This window comes from Kitasatospora sp. NPDC002551 (genome assembly GCF_040296005.1).
In the GTDB taxonomy this organism is placed as follows: Bacteria; Actinomycetota; Actinomycetes; order Streptomycetales; family Streptomycetaceae; genus Kitasatospora.
Genome location: NZ_JBEOWI010000050.1, coordinates 36,115 through 55,279, shown reverse-complemented (window position 1 = coordinate 55,279; position 19,165 = coordinate 36,115). Strand labels below are relative to the sequence as shown.

Here is a 19,165-nt window from a genome sequence, read left to right as displayed (position 1 = left end):
GCGCCGGAACCGGTCTGGACCATTGACACCGTACGGCCGGATCCACTTCAGTGGTCTAGTCCAACTCATCTGCCCGGCCGCGCCGTTCCCCCACCACCGGTGCGCGCCCAGGCATGTCCGGACGCCCCCACGACCGCGCCCTCCGCAAGGAGTCCCCCACATGCGCAGAACCCCTGTGACCCCTGTGACCCCCGCGTCCCCCGCCACCTCCCGCCGCTCGCGCACCCTGCTGGCCGCCGGCACCGCCTCGGCCGTCGCCGCGGCCACCATGGTCGGCCTCACTCTGGGCCTGGCGCCCAGCGCCTCGGCCGGCGAGTTCCTGGTCAACGGCGGCTTCGAGAGCGGCGCCCTCGGCCCGTGGAGCTGCTCGGCCGGCTCCGGCAGCGTCGTCACCGGCCAGGCCCACGGCGGCAGCTACGCCCTGGCGGCGGCCGCCTCGGCCGGCGACACCGCCCGCTGCGCGCAGACCGTCACGGTCGCGCCCAACACCACCTACACGCTCAGCGCCCACCTCAAGGGCTCCTACGTCTACCTCGGCGTGGACGGCGGCACCGCGACCTGGACGCCCGGCACCGGCGGCGCCTACCAGAAGCTGAGCACCACCTTCACCACCGGCGCCACCCAGACCAGCGCCACCGTCTACACCCACGGCTGGTACGGCCAGGGCACCTACTACGCGGACGACGTCTCGCTGGACGGCCCCGGCGCGCCCAGCCCGACCATCACGCCCACCCCCACGGTCACGCCCACGGTGACCCCCACCGTGACGCCCACGGTCACCCCGACCGTCACGCCCACCGTGACCCCGACCGGCACGCCCACCGGCACGCCCACCACGCCGCCGCCCGGCTCCAAGTCCCTGGTCGGCTACCTGCACGCCAGCTTCGCCAACGGCGCCGGCTACACGAAGATGGCCGACGTCCCCGACTCCTGGGACATCATCAACCTCTCCTTCGGCGAGCCGACCTCGGTCACCTCCGGCGACATCCGGTTCAACCGCTGCCCGGTCACCGAGTGCCCGAGCGTCGAGTCCGACGCCGACTTCAAGGCCGCCATCGCCGCCAAGCGCGCCAAGGGCAAGAAGGTGCTGATCTCGATCGGCGGCCAGAACGGCCAGGTCCAGCTCACCACCACCGCCGCCCGGGACGCCTTCGTCAGCTCCGTCTCGGCGATCATCGACAAGTGGGGCCTGGACGGCCTGGACATCGACTTCGAGGGTCACTCGCTGTCGCTCCAGACCGGCGACACCGACTTCAAGAACCCGACCAGCCCGGTCATCGTCAACCTGATCTCCGCGATCAAGACGCTCAAGGCCAAGTACGGCCCGAACTTCGTGCTGACCATGGCCCCGGAGACGTTCTTCGTCCAACTCGGCTACCAGTACTACGGTTCCGGCCCCTGGGGCGGCCAGGACCCGCGGGCCGGCGCCTACCTGCCGGTCATCCACGCCCTGCGCGACGACCTGACGCTGCTGCACGTCCAGGACTACAACTCCGGCTCCATCATGGGCCTGGACAACCAGTACCACTCGATGGGCGGCGCCGACTTCCACGTCGCGATGACCGACATGCTGCTCAAGGGCTTCCCGGTGGCGGGCAACACCAACAACGTGTTCCCGGCGCTGCCCGCCTCCAAGGTCGCCATCGGCATGCCGGCCACCACCAACGCGGGCAACGGCTACGTCGCCCCGGCCGAGGTCAACAAGGCGCTGGACTGCCTCACCAAGCTGGCCAACTGCGGCAGCTACGTGCCCAAGTCCGGCGCCCAGCCCGGCCTGCGCGGTCTGATGACCTGGTCGATCAACTGGGACCAGTTCGGCGGCCGGGAGTTCTCGAAGAACTTCGACTCCTACTTCCGCCGCTGACGGACCGGCAGGCCGACGGACCGGCAGGCCGACGGACCGGCGGACCGACGGACCGACGGACCGACGAGCCGCTGAACCGAAGGACCGCTGAGCGACGGGACCCGAACCCGTCGCTCAGCGGTCCACCCGTACCGCCGCCAGGTACTCGGCGATCGCGTCCCGGTTGCGGGTCAGACAGGCGATCCGCGCGCTCATCCCGGCCAGCTCCTGCTCCAGGGTGGCGATCATCTCCGGTGTGGCGTCCTCGAAGTGGATCGTCCGGGGCTTGCTGAGGCAGGGCAGGATCTGTTTGATGATCCGGGTCGGCAGCCCCGCGTCGAGCAGCCCCCGGATCTGCAGCACCCGGTCCACCGTCGTCCCGTCGTACGCGCGGTAGCCGTTCGCGCAGCGCCCGGCCGCGATCAGCCCCTGCTCCTCGTAGTAGCGCAGCAGCCGCCGGGACGCCCCGGTCCGCTCGGACAGCTCGCCGATCCGCATGTGCCCCACCTCACAGCCGGTCGCGTTGACCCTCACATCAGTGTGAGGGTTCGAGCATAACGGCCATGCGGACCACTTCCCGGACCATCGACCGACCCGCCGCGGCCGCCCGCGGCCGGCGCCCTGCCCTGCCCCTGCCCGCCCTCCTCGCCCTCGCCACCGCCGTCTTCGTCACCGCCCTCACCGAGACCCTGCCCGCCGGCGTGCTGCCCGCCATGAGCGCCGACCTCGGCGTCGGCGAGTCCGCGATGGGCCAGTCCGTCACCGTCTACGCCCTCGGCACCGCCCTCACCGCCGTGCCGCTCACCGCGGCCACCGCCGGCTGGGGCCGGCGGCGCCTGCTGCTCACCGCGATGCTCGGCTTCGCCGCCGCCAACACCGTCACCGCGCTGTCCACCGACTACCCGCTCACCATGGCCGCCCGGTTCGTCGCCGGGGTCGCCGCCGGCCTCGCCTGGGCCCTGCTCGCCGGATACGCCCGCCGGCTCGCGCCGCCGGAGCTCCAGGGCCGGGCCATCGCCGTGGCGATGGCCGGCGCGCCGCTCGCCCTGTCGCTGGGCGTGCCCGCCGGGGCCTTCCTCGGCGAGGTGCTCGGCTGGTGGGTGGCCTTCCTGCTGATGACCGTGATCGCCCTCGGCGTGACCGGCTGGATCGCCGCGGCCGTCCCCGAGGTGCCCGGCCAGGCCCGCGGCGAGCGGACCCCGGTGCTGCGCGCCCTGGCCGTCCCCGGCGTCACCCCCGTGCTCGCCGTCACCTTCGTCTTCGTCCTCGCCCACACCGTCCTCTACACCTACATCGCGCCCTTCCTCGACCGGCGCGGCATGGGCGGCGCCACCGACGCCGTGCTGCTCGCCTTCGGCGTGGCCTCGCTCGCGGGCATCTGGTTCACCGGCGCGCACATCCACCGCCGGCTGCGCGCGCTCACCGTCGTCTCGACCCTGCTGGTCGCGGCCGCCGCGGCCGTGCTCGGCCTGGCGGCCGGCAGCGCCGCCGCCGTCTACGCCGCCGCCGTGCTCTGGGGGCTCGGCTGGGGCGGCGTCCCGACCCTGCTGCAGACCGCCGCCGGGGACGCGGGCGGCGAGCAGGCGGACGCGGCGCAGGCGATGCTGGTCACCCTGTGGAACGCGGCGATGGCCGGCGGCGGGGTGGCCGGCGGCCTGCTGCTGGACCGGCTCGGCACCGGCTCCTTCCCGTGGACCGTCCTGCTCCTGCTGCTGCCCGTGCTCGCCCTCGTCCTGGCCGCCCGCGTCCACGGCTTCCCGGCCCGCCGTCCGGGCGCGGCTTCCTGACCACGGGCCGGCGCCCCGGGCGCTCAGTACCCGCCGCCCCCGTACCCGCCGAGCGGGTCCCGGGGCGGCATCAGCCCGCCGCGGTAGGAGATGGCCACCGCCTGCGCCCGGTCCCGGGCGCCGATCTTCGCCAGCACCCGCTTCATGTGGGTCTTCACGGTCGACTCGGCGAGCACCAGCAGCGCGGCGATCTCCCGGTTCGAACGCCCCTCGGCCGCCAGCCGCAGCACCTCCCGCTCCCGCGCCGTCAGCTGGGCGAGCCGGATGTCCTGCGGCTCCGGCGGCGGTCGCCCGCCGCCCCGGCCGACCACCTGGGCGACCAGGTCCCGGGTGACCGCGGGGTCCAGCACGGACTCGCCCGCGGCCAGGGTGAGCACCGCGTCGATGAGCCGCTCGGCCGAGGCCCGCTTCAGCAGGAAGCCGGCCGCCCCGGCCCGCAGCGCCCCCCAGACGTAGTCGTCGTGGTGGAAGGTGGTCAGCACCAGCACCCGGGTGGGCAGCCCGGCGGCGGTGATCCGCCGGGTCGCCTCCACCCCGTCGACGCCGGGCATCCGGACGTCCATCAGCACCACGTCCGGCAGCAGCTCCCGGCAGCGGGCGACCGCCGCCGGCCCGTCCGCCGCCTCGCCGACCACCTCGATCCGGTCGTCGGTCTCCAGCACCAGGCGGACCCCGGCGCGCAGCAGCGCGTCGTCGTCGGCCACCACGACGCGCACCCGTCCGCCCGCCGGCCCCTGCCCCGGTTGTTCCCGCCCGGCCGGCCCCCCTGCCGCCGGCCCCTGCCCGGCCGTCACGGGACCGGCAGCTCGGCGCGCAGCCGGAACCCGCCCGGCTCGCCCGGCCCGTGCTCCACCCGGCCGCCGAGGACCGAGACCCGCTCGGCCACGCCCAGCAGCCCGCGCCCGGCCGCGTACCCGGCCGGCACCCCCCGCCCGTCGTCGCAGACCTCGACGGCCAGCCGGCCGGCGGAGCACCGGACGGTGACCGCGACGGTCCCGGCGCCCGCGTGCTTGACGGTGTTGGTGAGCGCCTCCTGGACGATCCGGTACGCCGACACGTCCAGGCTGCGCGGCACCCGGCGGGCGGCGGGGTCGATCCGCATCCGCACCCGCAGCCCGGTCCGGCCCAGCCGCTCGGCCAGCCGCTCCAGGTCGGCGATCCCGGGCTGCGGCGCCGCGCCCTCGGCGTCCCCGTCGCCCGCGCCGCGCCGCAGCAGGCCGAGCACCCGGTCCAGGTCGTCGAGCGCCTCCCGCCCGGTGTGCTCCATCCCGTGCAGCAGCTCCCGGGTGCGCTCCGGTTCGCGGTCGAGCAGCCGGCGCGCGGCCCCGGCCTGGACCAGCACCACGTTCAGGGTGTGGCCCACGGAGTCGTGCAGCTCCCGGGCGAGCCGGGCCCGCTCCTCGGCGACCACCTCCCGGCGCAGCAGCAGCCGGGCGGCCTCGCGCTGCTCGGCCCGCCGGGCCGACCCGTAGCCGACCGCCCAGCCGAGCAGCCAGAGGAACAGCACCCCGGCCGGGATGACGGGGTAGGCCCGGCCGAGGTCGGCGAAGTACGCGGCCATCCCGAGCAGCGCGGCGAACGGGCCGAACCAGGCGCGGCGCCGGGGCGCGTACAGGCCGAGCGAGTAGAGGCCGACGAGGTCGGCGTACGGGGAGACCGGGCTCGGCAGCACGAACAGCGCCTCCGCCGAGAGCGCGGCCGCCCCGACCAGGTACCCGGCCAGCGGCCTGGTCCGGCGCACCGCCAGCGGTCCGGCCACCGCCGCGCTCAGCGCGAGGGCGAGCGGCAGGCCGCCGTGCAGCCGGCCGGCCGAGCCGATCCGCTCGACGGCCATGACCAGCAGGAAGGCACCGGCCAGCGCGACGTCCCAGCGCTCGGCCGGGACCGTCCGGAGCGCGGGCAGCGACGGACCGGCGAGCGCGGTCGCCCGGGCGGGCGGCGGAGGAGTCATGGCGGCTCCGGGGTCGGGGGCGGTGGCCGCCACGCGGTGGTGCGGGCGCACGGGCCGTACGGTAGCGGCGGCCCCTCGGCCCGCGCATCGCCCTGGTGGGGTATTCCGGACCCCCTGCGGGGGCAGGCCGCGGGACCCCGCCGGGCGGACGCGGGCGGGCCACCGCGGTCCGTAGCGTCCGGGCCATGAACGCTCCCGATCCCCGCACCGCACCGCGCCCCGGCCGGGCCCGCCGGGCGGGCTGGTGGACGGTCACCGTCCTCGCCCTCGCCACCGCCCTGCTCACCGCCCGCTACCTGACCCTCGACCCGGAGGTCTTCCTCGACCGGCAGCGCGCCGTCTACCTGGCCCACCGCGTGCCGCTCGCCCTGCACGTCGGCGGCGGGGTGCTGGCGATCCTGCTGGGCCCCTGGCAGTTCCTGCCCCGGCTGCGCGCCCGCCGCCCGGCCCTGCACCGGCTGACCGGCCGGCTCTACCTGCTCGCCGTACTGGCCACCGGCACCGGTGGCCTGCTGCTGGCACCCCACGGGCTGGTCGGCCCCATCGCGCCGATCGGCTTCACCGCGCTCGCCGTCCTGCTGCTGCTCTCCTCGGCGCTGGCCTGGAGATCCGCCCGGCGCCGCGACCTGGTCCGCCACCGGGCCTGGGCCACCCGCTCGTACGCGCTGATCCTCGCCGCCGCCACGCTGCGGATCTGGCTGCCGGTGATGGACCTCGCGGGCGTCCCGTTCGACCAGGCCTACGCGGCCGTGGGCTGGACCTGCTGGCTGATCAACCTGGTGGTGGCCGAGCACCTGATCGGCCGCTTCCCGCGCCCCGCCGCCGCGCCGCCGGCCGGGTGACCCGGGACCGTCCGCGCTGTCATGACGCCCTATCATCCGGCCATGACCACCGCAGAGTTGATCCGCATCGTCTCCCGCTCCTCGCCGATGGCGCTCGCCCAGGTCGAGCGGGTCAGGGCCGAGCTCGCCGCCCTGCATCCGGGGGTGCGCACCGAGGTGGTGCCGGTGACCACCTCGGGCGACCGCTGGATGGGCGACCTCGCCCGGCTCGGCGGCAAGGGCGCGTTCACCAAGGAGGTGGACGCCGCGCTGCTGGCCGGCGAGGCGGACCTCGCCGTCCACTGCCTCAAGGACGTGCCCGCCGACCGCCCGCTGCCGGCCGGCACCGTGTTCGCCGGCTACCTGCGCCGCGACGACATCCGCGACGCGCTCGTCCACCCCGGCGGCCTGACCCTGGACGAGCTGGCGCCCGGCACCCGGATCGGCACCTCCTCGGTCCGCCGCCGGGCCCAGCTCGCCGCCTCCCATCCGCACCTGGAGTGCGTGCCGATGCGCGGCAACGCCAACAGCCGGCTGGCCAAGCTCGCGGCGGGGGAGGCGGACGCGCTGCTGCTCGCGCTGTCCGGGCTGGAGCGGATCGGCGAGGCCGCGCGGATCGGCGAGGTGCTGTCGCCGGACGTGATGTGCCCGCCGATCGGCGCCGGGATCCTCGCCCTGCAGTGCCGGGCCGAGGACACCGCCACCATCGACGCGGTCACCGGCCTCGGCGACCAGCCGACCTGGCGCGAGGCGAGCGCCGAGCGGATGTTCCTGCACGTGCTCCAGGGCCACTGCAACTCGCCGATCGCCGGCTACGCCCGGGCCGAGGCGGACGGCCGCCTCTCGCTGCGCGGCCGGGTCTTCACCCCGGACGGCAAGCAGGTCCTGGACGCCCACGAGTGGGCCGGCTCGCTGACCCCGGAGGACCTCGGCACCGCGACCGCCCTCGCCCTCAAGCGGCAGGGCGCCTCCGAGCTGATCGCCGCCATCCCGCACTGAGGCACCGGGGCCGGGGGCGGGTGCTCCCGGCCCCGGAAACGCCGGAAGGCCCCTCGCTCTCACGAGGGGCCTTCCGGCTGTCTGTGCGCCGCCAGGGACTCGAACCCCGGACCCGCTGATTAAGAGTCAGCTGCTCTAACCAACTGAGCTAGCGGCGCCTGCTGACGAGGAAGACCTTACCTGGTCAGCGGCCGAAACACACAATCGGCCCGGAGTCCCGCCCCCGGCGGGACCGCTCAGGGGGTGAGCACGACCTTCCCCCGGACGTGCCCGGTGCCGACCAGCCGGTGGGCGTCGGCGACCCGCTCCAGCGGGAAGGTGTCGGCGATCTCCAGCCGCAGCCGGCCCGCCTCCCAGAGGCCGACCAGCTCGGCCAGCCGCGCCGCCGTCCGCTGCCCCCGGATCCCGAGCACGCCCAGGCGACGGGCCACCGGGTAGTCGACCACGGTGCCGATCCGGTCCCGGTCGGCGACCAGCTCGACGGAGGCCTCCAGCGCCCCGCGCCCGGCCGCGTCGAAGGCCGCGTCCACGCCCTGCGGGGCCGCCGCCCGGACCCGCTCGACCAGCCCCTCGCCGTACGTGACCGGGACGGCGCCCAGCTCCCGCAGGTAGGCGTGGTTGCGCTCGCCCGCGGTGCCGACCACCCGCGCGCCCCAGGCCCGGGCCAGCTGGACGGCGACCGTGCCGACCCCGCCGGCGGCGCCGTGCACGAGCACGGTGTCGCCCTCGCCGACCTTCAGCTCGGTCAGCGCGAGGTGCGCGGTCTGACCGGAGGCGGACAGCGCGCCCGCGTGCTCCCACGGCATCCCGGCCGGCTTGCGCACCAGCTGGGCGGCGTCGGCCGCGACCAGCTCGGCGGCGCAGCCGAGCAGCCGGAAGCCCAGCACCTCGTCCCCGACCGCCCAGCCGTCGACGCCGGGCCCGAGCCGGTCGACGACCCCGGCGAACTCGTTGCCGGGGGTCAGCCCGGGGACGAGCTCGATGCCGGCCGGGGCCTGGCCCTCCCGGATCGCGAGGTCCACCGGCTGCACCCCGGCGGCGTAGACCCGGACCCGCACCTGTCCCGGGCCGGGGACGGGGTCGGGCACCGCGGTCACCCGCAGTGCCTCGGGGCCGCCGAACCTGGGGACGGTCACTGCCTTCATCGCGGGCACTCCTGTCGGGTCCTGTCGGGCGAGTTCCCCTGATCCTGCGAGGTGAAGCGCGCTTGAGGTCAACCCCTTCCCGGCGTGTCGCCCCAGTTGAGATCATTGTCGGATTTATCCTCGACGGCGGCCCGGGCCATGTCCGGAGCCGCACACCCCCGCCCCCGCCCGCCACCGAGAGGACGTCCCCGTGGGCCAGCTGCCCCTGCTCTTCCTGGTGCTGCTCGCCTCCGTGGTGACCATGCCGCTGGCCCGCCGCTCCGGCGTGCCCCAACCGGTGCTGATGACCCTGCTGGGCATCGCCATGGCACTGATCCCGCAGATCCCCGACATCGCCATCGAACCCGAGCTGATCCTGCCGCTGGTCCTGCCGCCGCTGATCTTCGCCGTCGCCCGGCGCTCCTCGGTCCGCTACTTCAAGGCGAACATCCGCTCCATCCTGCTGCTCGCCGTCGCCCTGGTCGTGGTCACCACCGCCGTCGTGGCCGGCACCGTGCACTGGCTGCTGCCCGGACTGCCGATCGCCGCCGCCATCGCGCTCGGCGCCCTGGTCTCCCCGCCCGACCCGGTGGCCGCCGTCGCCGTGGCCGGCAGCGTCGGCCTGCCCCGCCGCCTGGTCTCCATCCTGGAGAGCGAGGGCCTGTTCAACGACGTCACCGCGATCGTCGTCTACTCGCTGGCCATCGACGCGGTGGTCGGCGGCCACTTCTCCGGCGGCGGGGCCGTGCTGCGCTTCGTCCTGTCGGCGGTCCTCGCGGTCGTCATCGGCGTCGCCCTCGGCTGGGCCAACACCAAGCTCGCCGCGCTGCTGGAGGACCCCACCCAGCAGGTCGCGCTCAACCTGCTGGTGCCCTTCGCCGCCTACAGCCTGGCCGAGGAGGTGCACGGCTCCGGCGTGCTGGCCGTCGTCGTCTGCGGCCTCTACCTCGCCGAACGGGCCGCCGACGCGGACGCCGTCGCCTACCGGCTGGTCGGCAACGCCTTCTGGGAGATCGTCGAGATCCTCATCACCGGCGTCGCCTTCGGCCTGATCGGCCTGGAACTCGCGACCGTCCTCAAGGAGGCCGGCTCCGGCTGGACCGGCATGCTCGGCGACGCCGCCGTGGTGATCGCGGTGGTCGTGGTGGTCCGGCTGCTCTGGCTGCTCCCGGCCGGCTGGCTCTCCCAGAAGCTGCGCTCCGGCTCCGAGGAGGACACCCCGATCAGCTGGCAGGAGAGCGTGCTGCTCTGGTGGTCCGGGATGCGCGGCGTGGCCACCGTCGCGCTGGCCCTGGCCATCCCGCTCACCCTGGACACCGGCGAGGCCTTCCCGGAACGCGGCCGGCTGGTCTTCATCGCGTTCAGCGTGGTGCTCTTCACCCTGCTGGTCCAGGGCCTCACCCTGCCCTGGCTGGCCAAGCGGTTCGAGCTCGACCTCGACCACGACCGGCACGAGCAGCAGGTCCGCCAGCTCTGGTGGCGGGCCGCCAAGGCCGGCCTGCGCAGGCTCGGCGAGCTGGAGGAGGCCGACCGGCTGCCCGCCGAGGTCGCCGATCGCCTGCGGGACCGTCAGCACGACCGGCTGGCCCGGCTCTGCCCGGAGAACTACGCCGAGGAGGAGGCCACCGAGGCCAAGCAGCGGCTCGCCCAGTGGCGCGCGGCGCACAGCGTCGAGCAGGAGATGATCGCGGCCTCCCGGCGCGAGATGCTGACCGCCCGCGCCGAGCCCGGCGCCGACCCGGAACTCGTCGACCAGGTGCTGCGCGGACTCGACCTGCGCTCCGAACGGCGCTGAGGGCCGGGCGGGGCTGACGGCGCGTCCGTCCGGGTGGCGGTGCGGCGGGTCGGGCGGCCGGTCCGTGACGGCCGGACGGACGCCCCGCGACGCCCGTCCGAACGGCGGGAATCCCGACGGATCGTCGGCGAACGGAATGTGCGCCCGGGGTCCCGGCGTTGCATAGGCTGGCCCCGGGCAAGGCCGTCAACGGAGTCGGCGCACCCCCAGTACCCGCACGACCTCGCGAAACCCTCCCGCCTGGCCCTGCCGGTATCTGCACCCAGATGAAACGAGGAGCCACCGATGTCGGAGACCCGCGCCGACGCCCGTACCCCGCTGGACCGCACCCCGCAGTGGGCCGCCCTCGCCAAGCACCGGGAGGAGTTCGGCGACACGCACCTGCGCGAGCTGTTCGCCGCCGACCCGGAGCGCGGCCGCCGCTACACCCTCCAGGTCGGCGACCTGCACGTCGACTACGCCAAGCAACTCGTCACCGACGAGACCCTGGCGCTGCTGCGCGAGCTGGCCGAGGCCACCGGCGTCGCCGCCCTGCGGGACGCCATGTTCCGCGGCGAGAGGATCAACACCACCGAGAACCGGGCCGTCCTGCACACCGCGCTGCGCGCCCCGCGCGGCGCCGTGGTCGAGGTCGACGGCGAGAACGTCGTCCCGGCCGTGCACGCCGTGCTCGACAAGATGGCCGCCTTCGCCGGGCAGGTCCGCGGCGGCGAGTGGCGCGGCCACACCGGCAAGCGGATCCGCACCGTCGTCAACATCGGCATCGGCGGCTCCGACCTCGGCCCCGCGATGGCCTACGAGGTGCTGCGCTCCTACACCCAGCGGGGCCTCGACGTCCGCTTCGTCTCCAACGTGGACGGAGCCGACCTGCACGAGGCGGTCCGCGACCTGGACGCCGCCGAGACGCTGTTCATCGTCGCCTCGAAGACCTTCACCACCATCGAGACCATCACCAACGCGGTCTCCGCCCGGAACTGGCTGCTCACCGAGCTGCGCGCGGACACCGACGCGGTCGCCAAGCACTTCGTCGCGCTCTCCACCAACGCCGAGGGCGTCGCCGACTTCGGCATCGACACCGCCAACATGTTCGAGTTCTGGGACTGGGTGGGCGGCCGCTACTCCTACGACTCGGCGATCGGCCTCTCGCTGATGATCGCCATCGGCCCGGACGCCTTCCGCGAGATGCTGGACGGCTTCCACCTGGTCGACGAGCACTTCCGCACCGCCCTGCCGGAGGAGAACGTCCCGCTGCTGCTCGGCCTGCTCGGGGTCTGGTACGGCGCGTTCTTCGACGCCCAGGCGCACGCCGTGCTGCCGTACTCGCACTACCTGTCGAAGTTCACCGCCTACCTCCAGCAGCTGGACATGGAGTCCAACGGCAAGTCGGTGGACCGCGACGGCCGCCCGGTGAGCTGGCAGACCGGCCCGGTGGTCTGGGGCACCCCCGGCACCAACGGCCAGCACGCCTACTACCAGCTGCTGCACCAGGGCACCAAGCTCATCCCGGCGGACTTCATCGGCTTCGCCCGGCCGGTCGCCGACCTGCTGCCCGGCCTGGTCGCCCAGCACGACCTGCTGCTCGCCAACTTCTTCGCCCAGACCCAGGCGCTGGCCTTCGGGAAGACGCCGGAGGAGGTCGCCGCCGAGGGCGTGCCGGCCGAGCTGGTCCCGCACAAGACCTTCCGGGGCAACCACCCGACCACCACCGTGCTGGCCGCCGAGCTGACCCCCTCGGTGCTCGGCCAGCTGGTCGCCCTCTACGAGCACAAGGTGTTCGTCCAGGGCGCGATCTGGAACATCGACTCCTTCGACCAGTGGGGCGTCGAGCTGGGCAAGGTGCTCGCCAAGCGAATCGAGCCGGTGCTGCTGACCGGTGAGGGCACGGAGGGGCTGGACAGCTCCACCGCCGCGCTGGTCGCCCGCTACCGCGAGCTGCGCGGCCGCTGACCCGGCCGGGGCCGGTGCACGGGCCGTCCGCTCCGGCGGGCGGCCCCGCCGGCCCCGCGGGTCCCGCCCGATGCTCCCGGCTGCTCCCGGTCCGGCCGTGGCCGGAAACGCCGGAAGGCCCCTCGCTCTCACGAGGGGCCTTCCGGCTGTCTGTGCGCCGCCAGGGACTCGAACCCCGGACCCGCTGATTAAGAGTCAGCTGCTCTAACCAACTGAGCTAGCGGCGCCTGCTGACAGAGAAGACTTTAGCAGCGGGGCGCGGTCCGGCCAAAATCGAATACCCGCACCTCCCGGGCCCGCCGCCGGCCCGGGCCGCTCAGAGCGCCTCGACCGGCTCACGGGCCGCCCGGACGCAGGCCCACAGCACGACGGAGGCCCCCGGCAGCCACGGCTCCCGGCTCTCCGGGGCGACGATCCACCGCCCCGGGCCGTGCCCCGGCGCGTCCGGGCCGCCCGCCGTGCGCTGCACCGGCGGCACCGTCACCGTGTCGCCCTTGCCGTGGCAGAGCAGCGGCGGCACGTCCCGGGCCCACTCCTCCCAGGCCAGCAGCCGGCGCAGCCGGGGCGCCGCGCCCGGCTGGACGAACAGCAGCGTCCGCCCCCGGACGACCGCCACCGGCCCGCAGCCGGGCCCGGAGGCCCACAGCTCGTCCAGTACCCGGCGGCCGAACAGCGCCGGCATGCTGATCACGTCGAAGGCCCGGCCGCACGGCAGCACCGAGGGTGCCCACGGGCGGGACTCCCACAGGGCGCGCATGCTGCGCGGGTACTCGCTGGCGGAGGCGAGCCAGGCCTCCCCGGCCACGGTCACGTACTCCACCGACTGATAGGTCCAGATGTCCACGCACAGGAGGGTGGGGCATCCGGAGGGTGTCCGGGAGGGAAAGCGCGGTTCGCCGGACAGCGGGACGCGTGGGGGCGTACCCTTCCGCTTCCCCCGGCATATGCCAGAGGCGAGGAGCCGGGCCGGGCCGCGAGCGGGCCGTTCCCGGCGGGCCGGTCCCGGCGACCGCCTCTGGGAACGGATCAGTCCTCGTGCCGCCGGGGGCGCAGCAGGGTGCGCCCGTACTCGATCATCTTGGCGGCGTAGTCCGGCGTCCAGTCCGCCCGGCCCGCGATCTCGGCCTCGGACAGCGCGTCGAACCGGCGCGGATCCGCCAGCTGCGCGGCCGCGACCGCCTGGAAGTCGGTGGCCCGCTCGGCGGCGGCCCGGAAGGCCAGCGCCAGCTCCGTGGAGCGGCGCAGCAGCTCGGCCGGGTCGTCGATCGACTCCAGGTCGAAGAAGCGCTCCGGCTCCGGTTCGTCGGCCTGCGGCTCGAACAGCAGCTGCGCCGGGCGCTGCCGCCGGCCGGGCGCCGCACCGGTGCCCGTGCCGGGACCGGCCGCCGCGGCGGGGCCGCTCGGGTCGGACGCCTGCGCATGGGAGTCGGGCATGGACGGACACCTCCGGGTGCTCGATGGGGGCGGGCGGCGGCTGCTCGGGTCGGGCGCCGCCCGGTCGTGGCCGCCGTCCATTGTCGCGCGGCGGCGGCCGGTAACGGAACGGTGCGCATCCGGGTGCTATTCCCACCCGGCGTGCCGGGGGCGTGTGTGCGCCGGTCCGGCCTTCCACGCGCCGGTTCGGTCCGCCCCGCGCCCCATGCCCCACGCCCCGCGCCTCGTGCCCCGTGCGGCCCGTGTGTCCGCCGCGTGTCCGCGCCGCCCCCGGACGGGGGCCGTCAGAGCCGGCCCAGCCGCACCCGGTGCTCGGACAGATGGTGCAGCACCCGGTGGTTGGCCTCCCAGCCGTCGGGGAACGCCACCGGAACGTTCAACTGCACCGGTTCGGTGGCCGGATGCTCGTCCAGCAGCTCCGCGATCCCCGCCCGGGCCACCACGATGCAGGCGTGCCGGTGCCGGGAGGCCAGCACGCAGAGCCGACCGGTCTCCAGGTGGAACGCGGTGGCGTCCGGCCGCCCCGACAGCGGGTGCAGCACCACCGTGACGTCGTACTCGCGCCCCTGCAGCCGGTTCGCGGTGTCCACGGTCACCGCGGGACCGGCCGTCGGGTCCACCGGCACCCCCACCCGGACGAGCGCGGCCCGCACCGCCGCCGCCTGGTCCCGGTGCGCCGTGCCGACCGCCACCCGGTCCGCCGTGAGCGGGGCGGACCCCTGCTCGGATCGCGCCGTCAGCCCGCGGTCCAGCAGCCGGCGCACGGTGGCCGCGACGGCCGCCACCGCCTGCGGGTCGGTGCGCACGGTGTGCCGGGCCGGCAGCTCCAGCAGCGCCCAGCCGTGCTCGGCGGCCCGGTCGATCGCCGCGTCCAGCGCCGAGCCGTCCGGGCGCACCGAGGCGGTCAGCGAGCGGTCCCCGGGGCCGGTGCCCGAACGGAACGGCGTGAACGGGTAGAACGCGCCGGAGATCAGCGGCGCCGCGCTGGCCGGCAGCCGCCAGGACACCGGCAGCCGGTGCGGCTCGATCTGCGGGTTGTGCGCCAGCAGGGTGACCACCGCGCTGCTCGACGGGTCGTACGACAGGCCCGCCCACTGCTCGGTGCCGACCACGGTGAACGGGTCCAGCTGGCCCGGGTCGCCGACGAACAGGGCCCGCTCGAACAGCCGGGCCACCGCCAGCAGCGCGTCCGAGCGCATCTGGTACGCCTCGTCCACGATCGCGTGCCGCCACGGCTGCTCGGCCCGCACCCACTGCCACTTCGCCGAGGTGGAGATCACCACGTCCAGCTCGGCCAGCTCGGCGACCTTGTCCGAGGGCGTGACGTTGGCGTGCCGCAGCACCTCCGGTCCCGGGCGGGCGTCGGCGGCGTGCAGCCGGCCGATCGTCAGATCCGGTGCCTTCACGGCCAGTCGGTCGACCAGGTCGTCCACCTGGCCATTGGTCTGGGCGACGATCATCAGCCGCTCGCCGGCCGCGACCAGCTCCCGGGCGGCGCGCACCACCAGGGTCGACTTGCCGGCGCCGGGCGGGGAGTCCACCACCACGCCGCGCGGCGCGCCGGCGGCCGGGCGGACGGTCGCCTCCAGGATCCGTGCCACCGCCGCGTCGGCGGCCGCGCCGGGGGTCTGGCCGGCGCCCTGCTCGGTGCTCATCGGGCGGATCACTCCCAGTCCTCGGCGGCGCCGGTCACGAGCGGCACCACGGTGACGACGGCCCCGGGCGGGCCGCCGTGCGTCCACGGCGTGTCGTCCGGATCGGGCAGCGGCGCCGCCTGCCGGACCGTCAGTTCGAACAGCGTGAAGGTGACCCGCTCGCCGGGCTCGGGCAGGCTCCCCGGCTCGGGCTCCTTCTTGCGCCCCATGCCGGACAGCACCCGCACCGTGATGGTGCCCTCCTGCGGGTCGGCCGCCGCGATCACGGCCTTCTGCGCCGGGCCCGCCCCGGCCTCGGGGGCCGCCGGTTCCCGGACCCGGTGCACCTCGCGGCCCAGGTCGGCGTGCGGGCGGTCGTCGGTCCGCACCGTCACCAGCGGGCGCGGCTTGGGGGAGCGGCCGGTGGTGTCGTAGTCCGGCACCACCTCGGTCACCACCCCGCTGAACGCCTCCCCGGCGAGCCGGTGCTCGGCCATCGCCAGCGGGTCGTCCAGCGCCTCCTGGACGTCCAGCCGGGCCTGCTCGCGCTCGCGCTGGGCGAGCTTGCGGGCGGCCGTCACGGCGTCGTCGATCCGCGGCTGCGGCGGCTCGCCGGCCGCCAGCCGGTCCCGGTGGCCGGTGTACGACCAGCGGTCGCCGGTCCAGCGCTCGGGCAGGTGGCCGGCCGGGGGCAGGGCGCGCAGCAGGTCCAGGCCGTGCCAGACGTCGTGCCAGGTCGGCAGCAGCTCCTCGCGCAGGACGGCGCGCAACTGCTCCACGGCGACCCGCACGGCCTCCCGGGCCGCCGCGGCGTCGCCGCCGCCCGGGCCGCCGGGTCCGCCCGCGCCGTCGGCCTCGCGCAGGGCCGCCGCGGCCGCGTCGTAGCGGGCGATCGCCGGGGCGAGCACCTTGGCGTCGAACACCGGGTCGGTGGTCGGACCGGCCGGCGGGTGGAGCAGCCGGCCCCCCTCGCCGCGCCCGGTCTCGGCCAGCTCCGCGGCCTCCGCGCCGGTCAGCCCCTCCGGCGGCGTGTGCCAGGCCAGCCGGGCGGCCAGGTGCTGGTCCTCCAGGTGGCTCTGGCCGGTGGCCCAGTGCCGGGCCAGCAGACCGGTCATCGGCAGCAGCAGGCTGGAGCCCGGCACCATGGCGCGCTCGGCGAGGTGGGTCAGCCAGCGGCCGAGCAGCGGCACCCGGGCCGGCGCCGGGAACGGGCCCGGATCCTCGTCCTCGGCGGTGCGGCGGAAACGGGTCGAGCGCCCGAGCAGCGCCAGGTACCGCACGCCCCCGCTGTTCGGCACGATCAGCTGCGGGGCGTCCGCGCACAGCTCGCGGACGACCGGCGTCTTCTCGCCGCTCTCCGGATCCTTCTCGGAACCCTCGATCAGCTCCACCTCGTCGCCGAAGGACTCCAGGTAGGGCAGCAGGTCGGCGGCCAGGTCGGCCAGGAACTCCGAGCGCAGCGTGCGGTTGAGCGGCTGCGGCACGATGTGCAGCGCCGGCACCCGCCGGTCGGTGCCCAGCAGCACGGCCAGCGGCGCGCCGTCCTCACCGGCCGAGGTCAGCGGGACGAGCACCAGCGGGCGCTCGGACAGGTGCCGGTGGCGGACGGTGGCCAGCGGCTCGGCCCGGCCGCTGCGCACGGCCTCCAGCCGGGCCAGGGTGGACAGCAGGCTCACCGCTCGGCCCCCGCACTCTCGGGCCGGGGGCGGCCGAGCGCCTCGGCGCGCAGCGCGGCGGCGTAGGCCAGCCGGGCGGCGGCCTCGTCGGCCCCGTCGCCGTCGGTCCCGTCGCCGTCCGCGTCGCTTCCGTCCCCGTCGGCGCCGTCCCGCGCCGGTCCGCCCCCGCCGCCCGGGCCGGTACGGGCCACGGCCAGCGCCTCGGTCACCGTGCGGATGCTGCCCAGCTCGCCCCGCACACCCCGGCCGAGCTGCTCCACCCGGTCCCCGCAGCGGGCCTGGGCCCGGCAGTGGAAGCCCAGTTCACAGGTGGAGAGGCAGTCCGGGCTGTACGCGGCGGGCACCGTCCCGACCGTCTTCTCCAGCTCCTCGGCGGACCGCACGGGCGTGCCGTCCGCAGCGGGGGAGAGGTCGAGGTCCGCCCCCGGCGGCAGCACCGCCAGCAGCCGCTCGATGCCGGTCATCCGGCTGAGCTGGCGCCGGGTGGTGGCCAGCTCGCGGCGCACGTCCACCGGCACGGCGGTCGGCCGGCTGCCGAAGTCCTCGGGGCAGACCAGCAGCACGCTGGTGCGCGGACTGCCCGGCAGCCGCTGCTCGGTGTACGGGTCCGGGTCCACCGGGCGCCCGGCCAGCGCGGCCGCGGCCTCCTGGAGGGCCAGCACGTAGACGGCGGCCTGCCGGGCGGCGGCGCCCACCTTGCCCGGGTCCGCGGTGCCGTCCAGCACCGGGAAGGACTTGATCTCCACGACGGTGCAGCGGCCGCCGTGCACCACGACGGCGTCCGGCTCCAGGTAGGCGGTGGAGCCCGCCACGTCCAGCCGCAGCATCGGGTGGTCGAGCAGCGTCCAGGCGTGCTCCTCGGCGGCCGCCTCGGCGAGCGCGGCCGCCGTCCGGTCGGCCCGGACCGCCGGACCGGAGGAGCGCAGCAGGTCCGGCACCAGCAGCGGCCCGCCCTCCTCGGACATGCCGAGCCGGCGGCGCAGCGGCTCCAGCAGCGCCGCGTAGCCGTCCTCCTTCAGCCGGGCCTCGAAGACGACGCCGCGCGCCAGCGCGAACGGCGACCGGCCGAAGGGGGCGGGGCGGCCGAGCCGGGCGGCCAGCGCCGACTTGTCCACCCCGGCGGCGTCCAGCACGGCGCGGCGGTGGCACCCCGGATTGGCGGCCAGGGCGGCGAGGGCACGGGCGTTCAGACTGCGCTGCGGCGCCGGTCCGCGCAGCTCGGCGAGCCGCTGGGCGAGCGGCTCCGCCGGCCCGCGGAGCGGGGCGTTCGTCGAGACGTTCATGGTGCGGCCCAGTGTCGCATCCGGTTCCGACAATCCGCCCCGGACGGGCCGTTGGCGGCGAACCCGCAGGTCCGGCCCGTCCCGCCCTCCTCGCCGCGGGCGGAGGCCGGGATCGTGGCCGCACCGCCCGTGGGGGATCATGGAGGCCGGTGCTCGCCGGCGAGGCCGACCGTTGACACCGCCCCCGAACGCGAGGAGCCTGCCCATGCCCGCCCGCATCCTGCTGGTCCGCCACGGTGAGACCGACTGGTCGGCCACCGGCCGCCACACCGGCCGCACCGACATCCCGCTGACCGAGGACGGCCGGGCGATGGCCCGGGCGCTCGGCGCCCGGCTCGGCGGCGCGCCCTGGAACGGCCTGCCCGACGCCCTCGTCTACACCAGCCCGCTCGGCCGCGCCAAGGAGACCTGCTCCCTGGCGGGCTTCGGCGACCGCGCCGTGGAGCGCCCCGAACTCCTGGAGTGGGACTACGGTCAGTACGAGGGCCGCACCGGCGCCGACATCCGCGCCACCGACCAGCCCGGCTGGCTGATCTGGCGCGACGGCGTCCCCGGCGGCGAGAAGCTCTCCGAGGTCGCCGCCCGGGTGGACGCGCTGCTCGCCGACCTCAACACCGAGCACGGCGTGCCGGACCCGGACACCACGGTCATGCACTGCGCCGACTGCGACGTCGTGCTCTTCGCCCACGGCCACCTGCTGCGCATCCTGACCGCCCGCTGGCTCGGCCTGCCGCCCGAGTACGCCCAGCGGTTCAAGCTCGGCACCGCCGCGCTCTGCGTGCTGTCCTGGGAGTACGGCGCACCGGCCGTCGAGCTGTGGAACGACCAGGGCCACCTGGAGACCCTGAAGCACTGAGCCGGGGCCGCCGCG

Annotated in this window: 16 protein-coding genes and 2 tRNA genes; 7 read left to right on the top strand and 11 right to left on the bottom strand. The window is 75.8% G+C overall.

What is annotated here, in order from left to right; translation table 11 throughout:
• Positions 1-160 precede the first annotated feature (160 nt).
• Positions 161-1,864, top strand: a complete 1,704-nt coding sequence (locus ABT093_RS31665) for a chitinase (RefSeq protein ID WP_502884359.1) — start codon at positions 161-163, stop codon at positions 1,862-1,864.
• A 114-nt stretch (positions 1,865-1,978) separates the two neighbouring features.
• On the opposite strand, the gene ABT093_RS31660 is transcribed toward ABT093_RS31665, so the two are convergent.
• The gene (locus tag ABT093_RS31660) at positions 1,979-2,341 is read right to left on the bottom strand and encodes a MerR family transcriptional regulator (protein ID WP_350570265.1); all 363 of its coding nucleotides are present in this window, start codon (positions 2,339-2,341) and stop codon (positions 1,979-1,981) included.
• Positions 2,342-2,406: 65 nt separating this feature from the next.
• Here ABT093_RS31660 and ABT093_RS31655 point away from each other — a divergent pair, with 65 nt between their 5' ends.
• Positions 2,407-3,630, top strand: a complete 1,224-nt coding sequence (locus ABT093_RS31655; RefSeq protein WP_350570263.1) for an MFS transporter — start codon at positions 2,407-2,409, stop codon at positions 3,628-3,630.
• A 23-nt stretch (positions 3,631-3,653) separates the two neighbouring features.
• Here ABT093_RS31655 and ABT093_RS31650 read toward each other — a convergent pair whose 3' ends face one another.
• Positions 3,654-4,337, bottom strand: a complete 684-nt coding sequence (locus tag ABT093_RS31650; RefSeq protein ID WP_502884358.1) for a response regulator — start codon at positions 4,335-4,337, stop codon at positions 3,654-3,656.
• An 83-nt stretch (positions 4,338-4,420) separates the two neighbouring features.
• On the bottom strand, positions 4,421-5,581 hold the full coding sequence (locus ABT093_RS31645) for a sensor histidine kinase (RefSeq protein WP_350570259.1): 1,161 nt from the start codon (positions 5,579-5,581) through the stop codon (positions 4,421-4,423).
• A gap of 185 nt (positions 5,582-5,766) precedes the next feature.
• On the opposite strand from ABT093_RS31645, the gene ABT093_RS31640 reads away from it, so the two are divergent.
• Together ABT093_RS31640 and hemC are read left to right on the top strand one after the other, a co-directional pair.
• Positions 5,767-6,423 carry a DUF2306 domain-containing protein gene (locus ABT093_RS31640; protein ID WP_350570258.1) on the top strand — a complete coding sequence of 219 codons (657 nt, stop codon included), beginning with the start codon at positions 5,767-5,769 and terminating at the stop codon, positions 6,421-6,423.
• A 42-nt stretch (positions 6,424-6,465) separates the two neighbouring features.
• Positions 6,466-7,401 (top strand): hydroxymethylbilane synthase, encoded by a 936-nt coding sequence (hemC, locus tag ABT093_RS31635; RefSeq protein ID WP_350570257.1) that lies wholly within the window; start codon positions 6,466-6,468, stop codon positions 7,399-7,401.
• An 84-nt stretch (positions 7,402-7,485) separates the two neighbouring features.
• Here hemC and ABT093_RS31630 read toward each other — a convergent pair.
• Together ABT093_RS31630 and ABT093_RS31625 are read right to left on the bottom strand one after the other, a co-directional pair.
• Positions 7,486-7,559 (bottom strand) — tRNA-Lys (locus ABT093_RS31630).
• A gap of 78 nt (positions 7,560-7,637) precedes the next feature.
• Positions 7,638-8,546, bottom strand: a complete 909-nt coding sequence (locus ABT093_RS31625; protein ID WP_350570255.1) for an NADP-dependent oxidoreductase — start codon at positions 8,544-8,546, stop codon at positions 7,638-7,640.
• Positions 8,547-8,736: 190 nt separating this feature from the next.
• On the opposite strand from ABT093_RS31625, the gene ABT093_RS31620 reads away from it, so the two are divergent.
• Both ABT093_RS31620 and pgi read left to right on the top strand, forming a co-directional pair.
• On the top strand, positions 8,737-10,320 hold the full coding sequence (locus tag ABT093_RS31620) for a Na+/H+ antiporter (protein WP_350570253.1): 1,584 nt from the start codon (positions 8,737-8,739) through the stop codon (positions 10,318-10,320).
• Between the two features lie 285 nt (positions 10,321-10,605).
• A complete protein-coding gene (gene pgi / locus ABT093_RS31615) occupies positions 10,606-12,267 on the top strand; it encodes a glucose-6-phosphate isomerase (RefSeq protein WP_350570251.1) in 1,662 nt (553 codons plus the stop codon).
• Positions 12,268-12,420: 153 nt separating this feature from the next.
• Here pgi and ABT093_RS31610 read toward each other — a convergent pair.
• The 6 genes from ABT093_RS31610 to ABT093_RS31585 form a co-directional block, all read right to left on the bottom strand.
• A tRNA-Lys gene (locus tag ABT093_RS31610) sits at positions 12,421-12,494 on the bottom strand.
• A gap of 89 nt (positions 12,495-12,583) precedes the next feature.
• Positions 12,584-13,111 (bottom strand): bifunctional DNA primase/polymerase, encoded by a 528-nt coding sequence (locus tag ABT093_RS31605; RefSeq protein ID WP_350570249.1) that lies wholly within the window; start codon positions 13,109-13,111, stop codon positions 12,584-12,586.
• A 182-nt stretch (positions 13,112-13,293) separates the two neighbouring features.
• The gene (locus tag ABT093_RS31600) at positions 13,294-13,701 is read right to left on the bottom strand and encodes a DUF8844 domain-containing protein (RefSeq protein ID WP_350570247.1); all 408 of its coding nucleotides are present in this window, start codon (positions 13,699-13,701) and stop codon (positions 13,294-13,296) included.
• A 284-nt stretch (positions 13,702-13,985) separates the two neighbouring features.
• Positions 13,986-15,356: an AAA family ATPase gene (locus tag ABT093_RS31595; RefSeq protein ID WP_350570246.1), complete on the bottom strand. Its 1,371-nt coding sequence runs from the start codon at positions 15,354-15,356 to the stop codon at positions 13,986-13,988.
• An 8-nt stretch (positions 15,357-15,364) separates the two neighbouring features.
• Positions 15,365-17,011 (bottom strand): ATP synthase subunit B family protein, encoded by a 1,647-nt coding sequence (locus tag ABT093_RS31590; protein WP_350570244.1) that lies wholly within the window; start codon positions 17,009-17,011, stop codon positions 15,365-15,367.
• Positions 17,008-18,294, bottom strand: coding sequence for a hypothetical protein (locus ABT093_RS31585; RefSeq protein ID WP_350570243.1), 1,287 nt, complete (start codon positions 18,292-18,294; stop codon positions 17,008-17,010). Before ABT093_RS31585 ends, ABT093_RS31590 begins: the two co-directional genes overlap by 4 nt.
• Positions 18,295-18,499: 205 nt before the next feature.
• Between ABT093_RS31585 and ABT093_RS31580 the strand changes: the two genes are divergently transcribed.
• Positions 18,500-19,150: a histidine phosphatase family protein gene (locus ABT093_RS31580; protein WP_350570242.1), complete on the top strand. Its 651-nt coding sequence runs from the start codon at positions 18,500-18,502 to the stop codon at positions 19,148-19,150.
• The last annotated feature ends 15 nt before the right edge of the window (positions 19,151-19,165 follow it).

Excerpts from the sequence above, each read along its gene's own strand:
- ABT093_RS31645 (WP_350570259.1), bottom strand. The coding sequence starts at position 5,581 with ATGACTCCTCCGCCGCCCGCCCGGGCGACCGCGCTCGCCGGTCCGTCG.
- pgi (WP_350570251.1), top strand. The coding sequence starts at position 10,606 with ATGTCGGAGACCCGCGCCGACGCCCGTACCCCGCTGGACCGCACCCCG.
- ABT093_RS31595 (WP_350570246.1), bottom strand. The coding sequence starts at position 15,356 with ATGAGCACCGAGCAGGGCGCCGGCCAGACCCCCGGCGCGGCCGCCGAC.
- ABT093_RS31660 (WP_350570265.1), bottom strand. The coding sequence starts at position 2,341 with ATGCGGATCGGCGAGCTGTCCGAGCGGACCGGGGCGTCCCGGCGGCTG.
- ABT093_RS31640 (WP_350570258.1), top strand. The coding sequence starts at position 5,767 with ATGAACGCTCCCGATCCCCGCACCGCACCGCGCCCCGGCCGGGCCCGC.
- ABT093_RS31580 (WP_350570242.1), top strand. The coding sequence starts at position 18,500 with ATGCCCGCCCGCATCCTGCTGGTCCGCCACGGTGAGACCGACTGGTCG.
- hemC (WP_350570257.1), top strand. The coding sequence starts at position 6,466 with ATGACCACCGCAGAGTTGATCCGCATCGTCTCCCGCTCCTCGCCGATG.
- ABT093_RS31600 (WP_350570247.1), bottom strand. The coding sequence starts at position 13,701 with ATGCCCGACTCCCATGCGCAGGCGTCCGACCCGAGCGGCCCCGCCGCG.
- ABT093_RS31665 (WP_502884359.1), top strand. The coding sequence starts at position 161 with ATGCGCAGAACCCCTGTGACCCCTGTGACCCCCGCGTCCCCCGCCACC.
- ABT093_RS31585 (WP_350570243.1), bottom strand. The coding sequence starts at position 18,294 with ATGAACGTCTCGACGAACGCCCCGCTCCGCGGGCCGGCGGAGCCGCTC.
- ABT093_RS31625 (WP_350570255.1), bottom strand. The coding sequence starts at position 8,546 with ATGAAGGCAGTGACCGTCCCCAGGTTCGGCGGCCCCGAGGCACTGCGG.
- ABT093_RS31655 (WP_350570263.1), top strand. The coding sequence starts at position 2,407 with ATGCGGACCACTTCCCGGACCATCGACCGACCCGCCGCGGCCGCCCGC.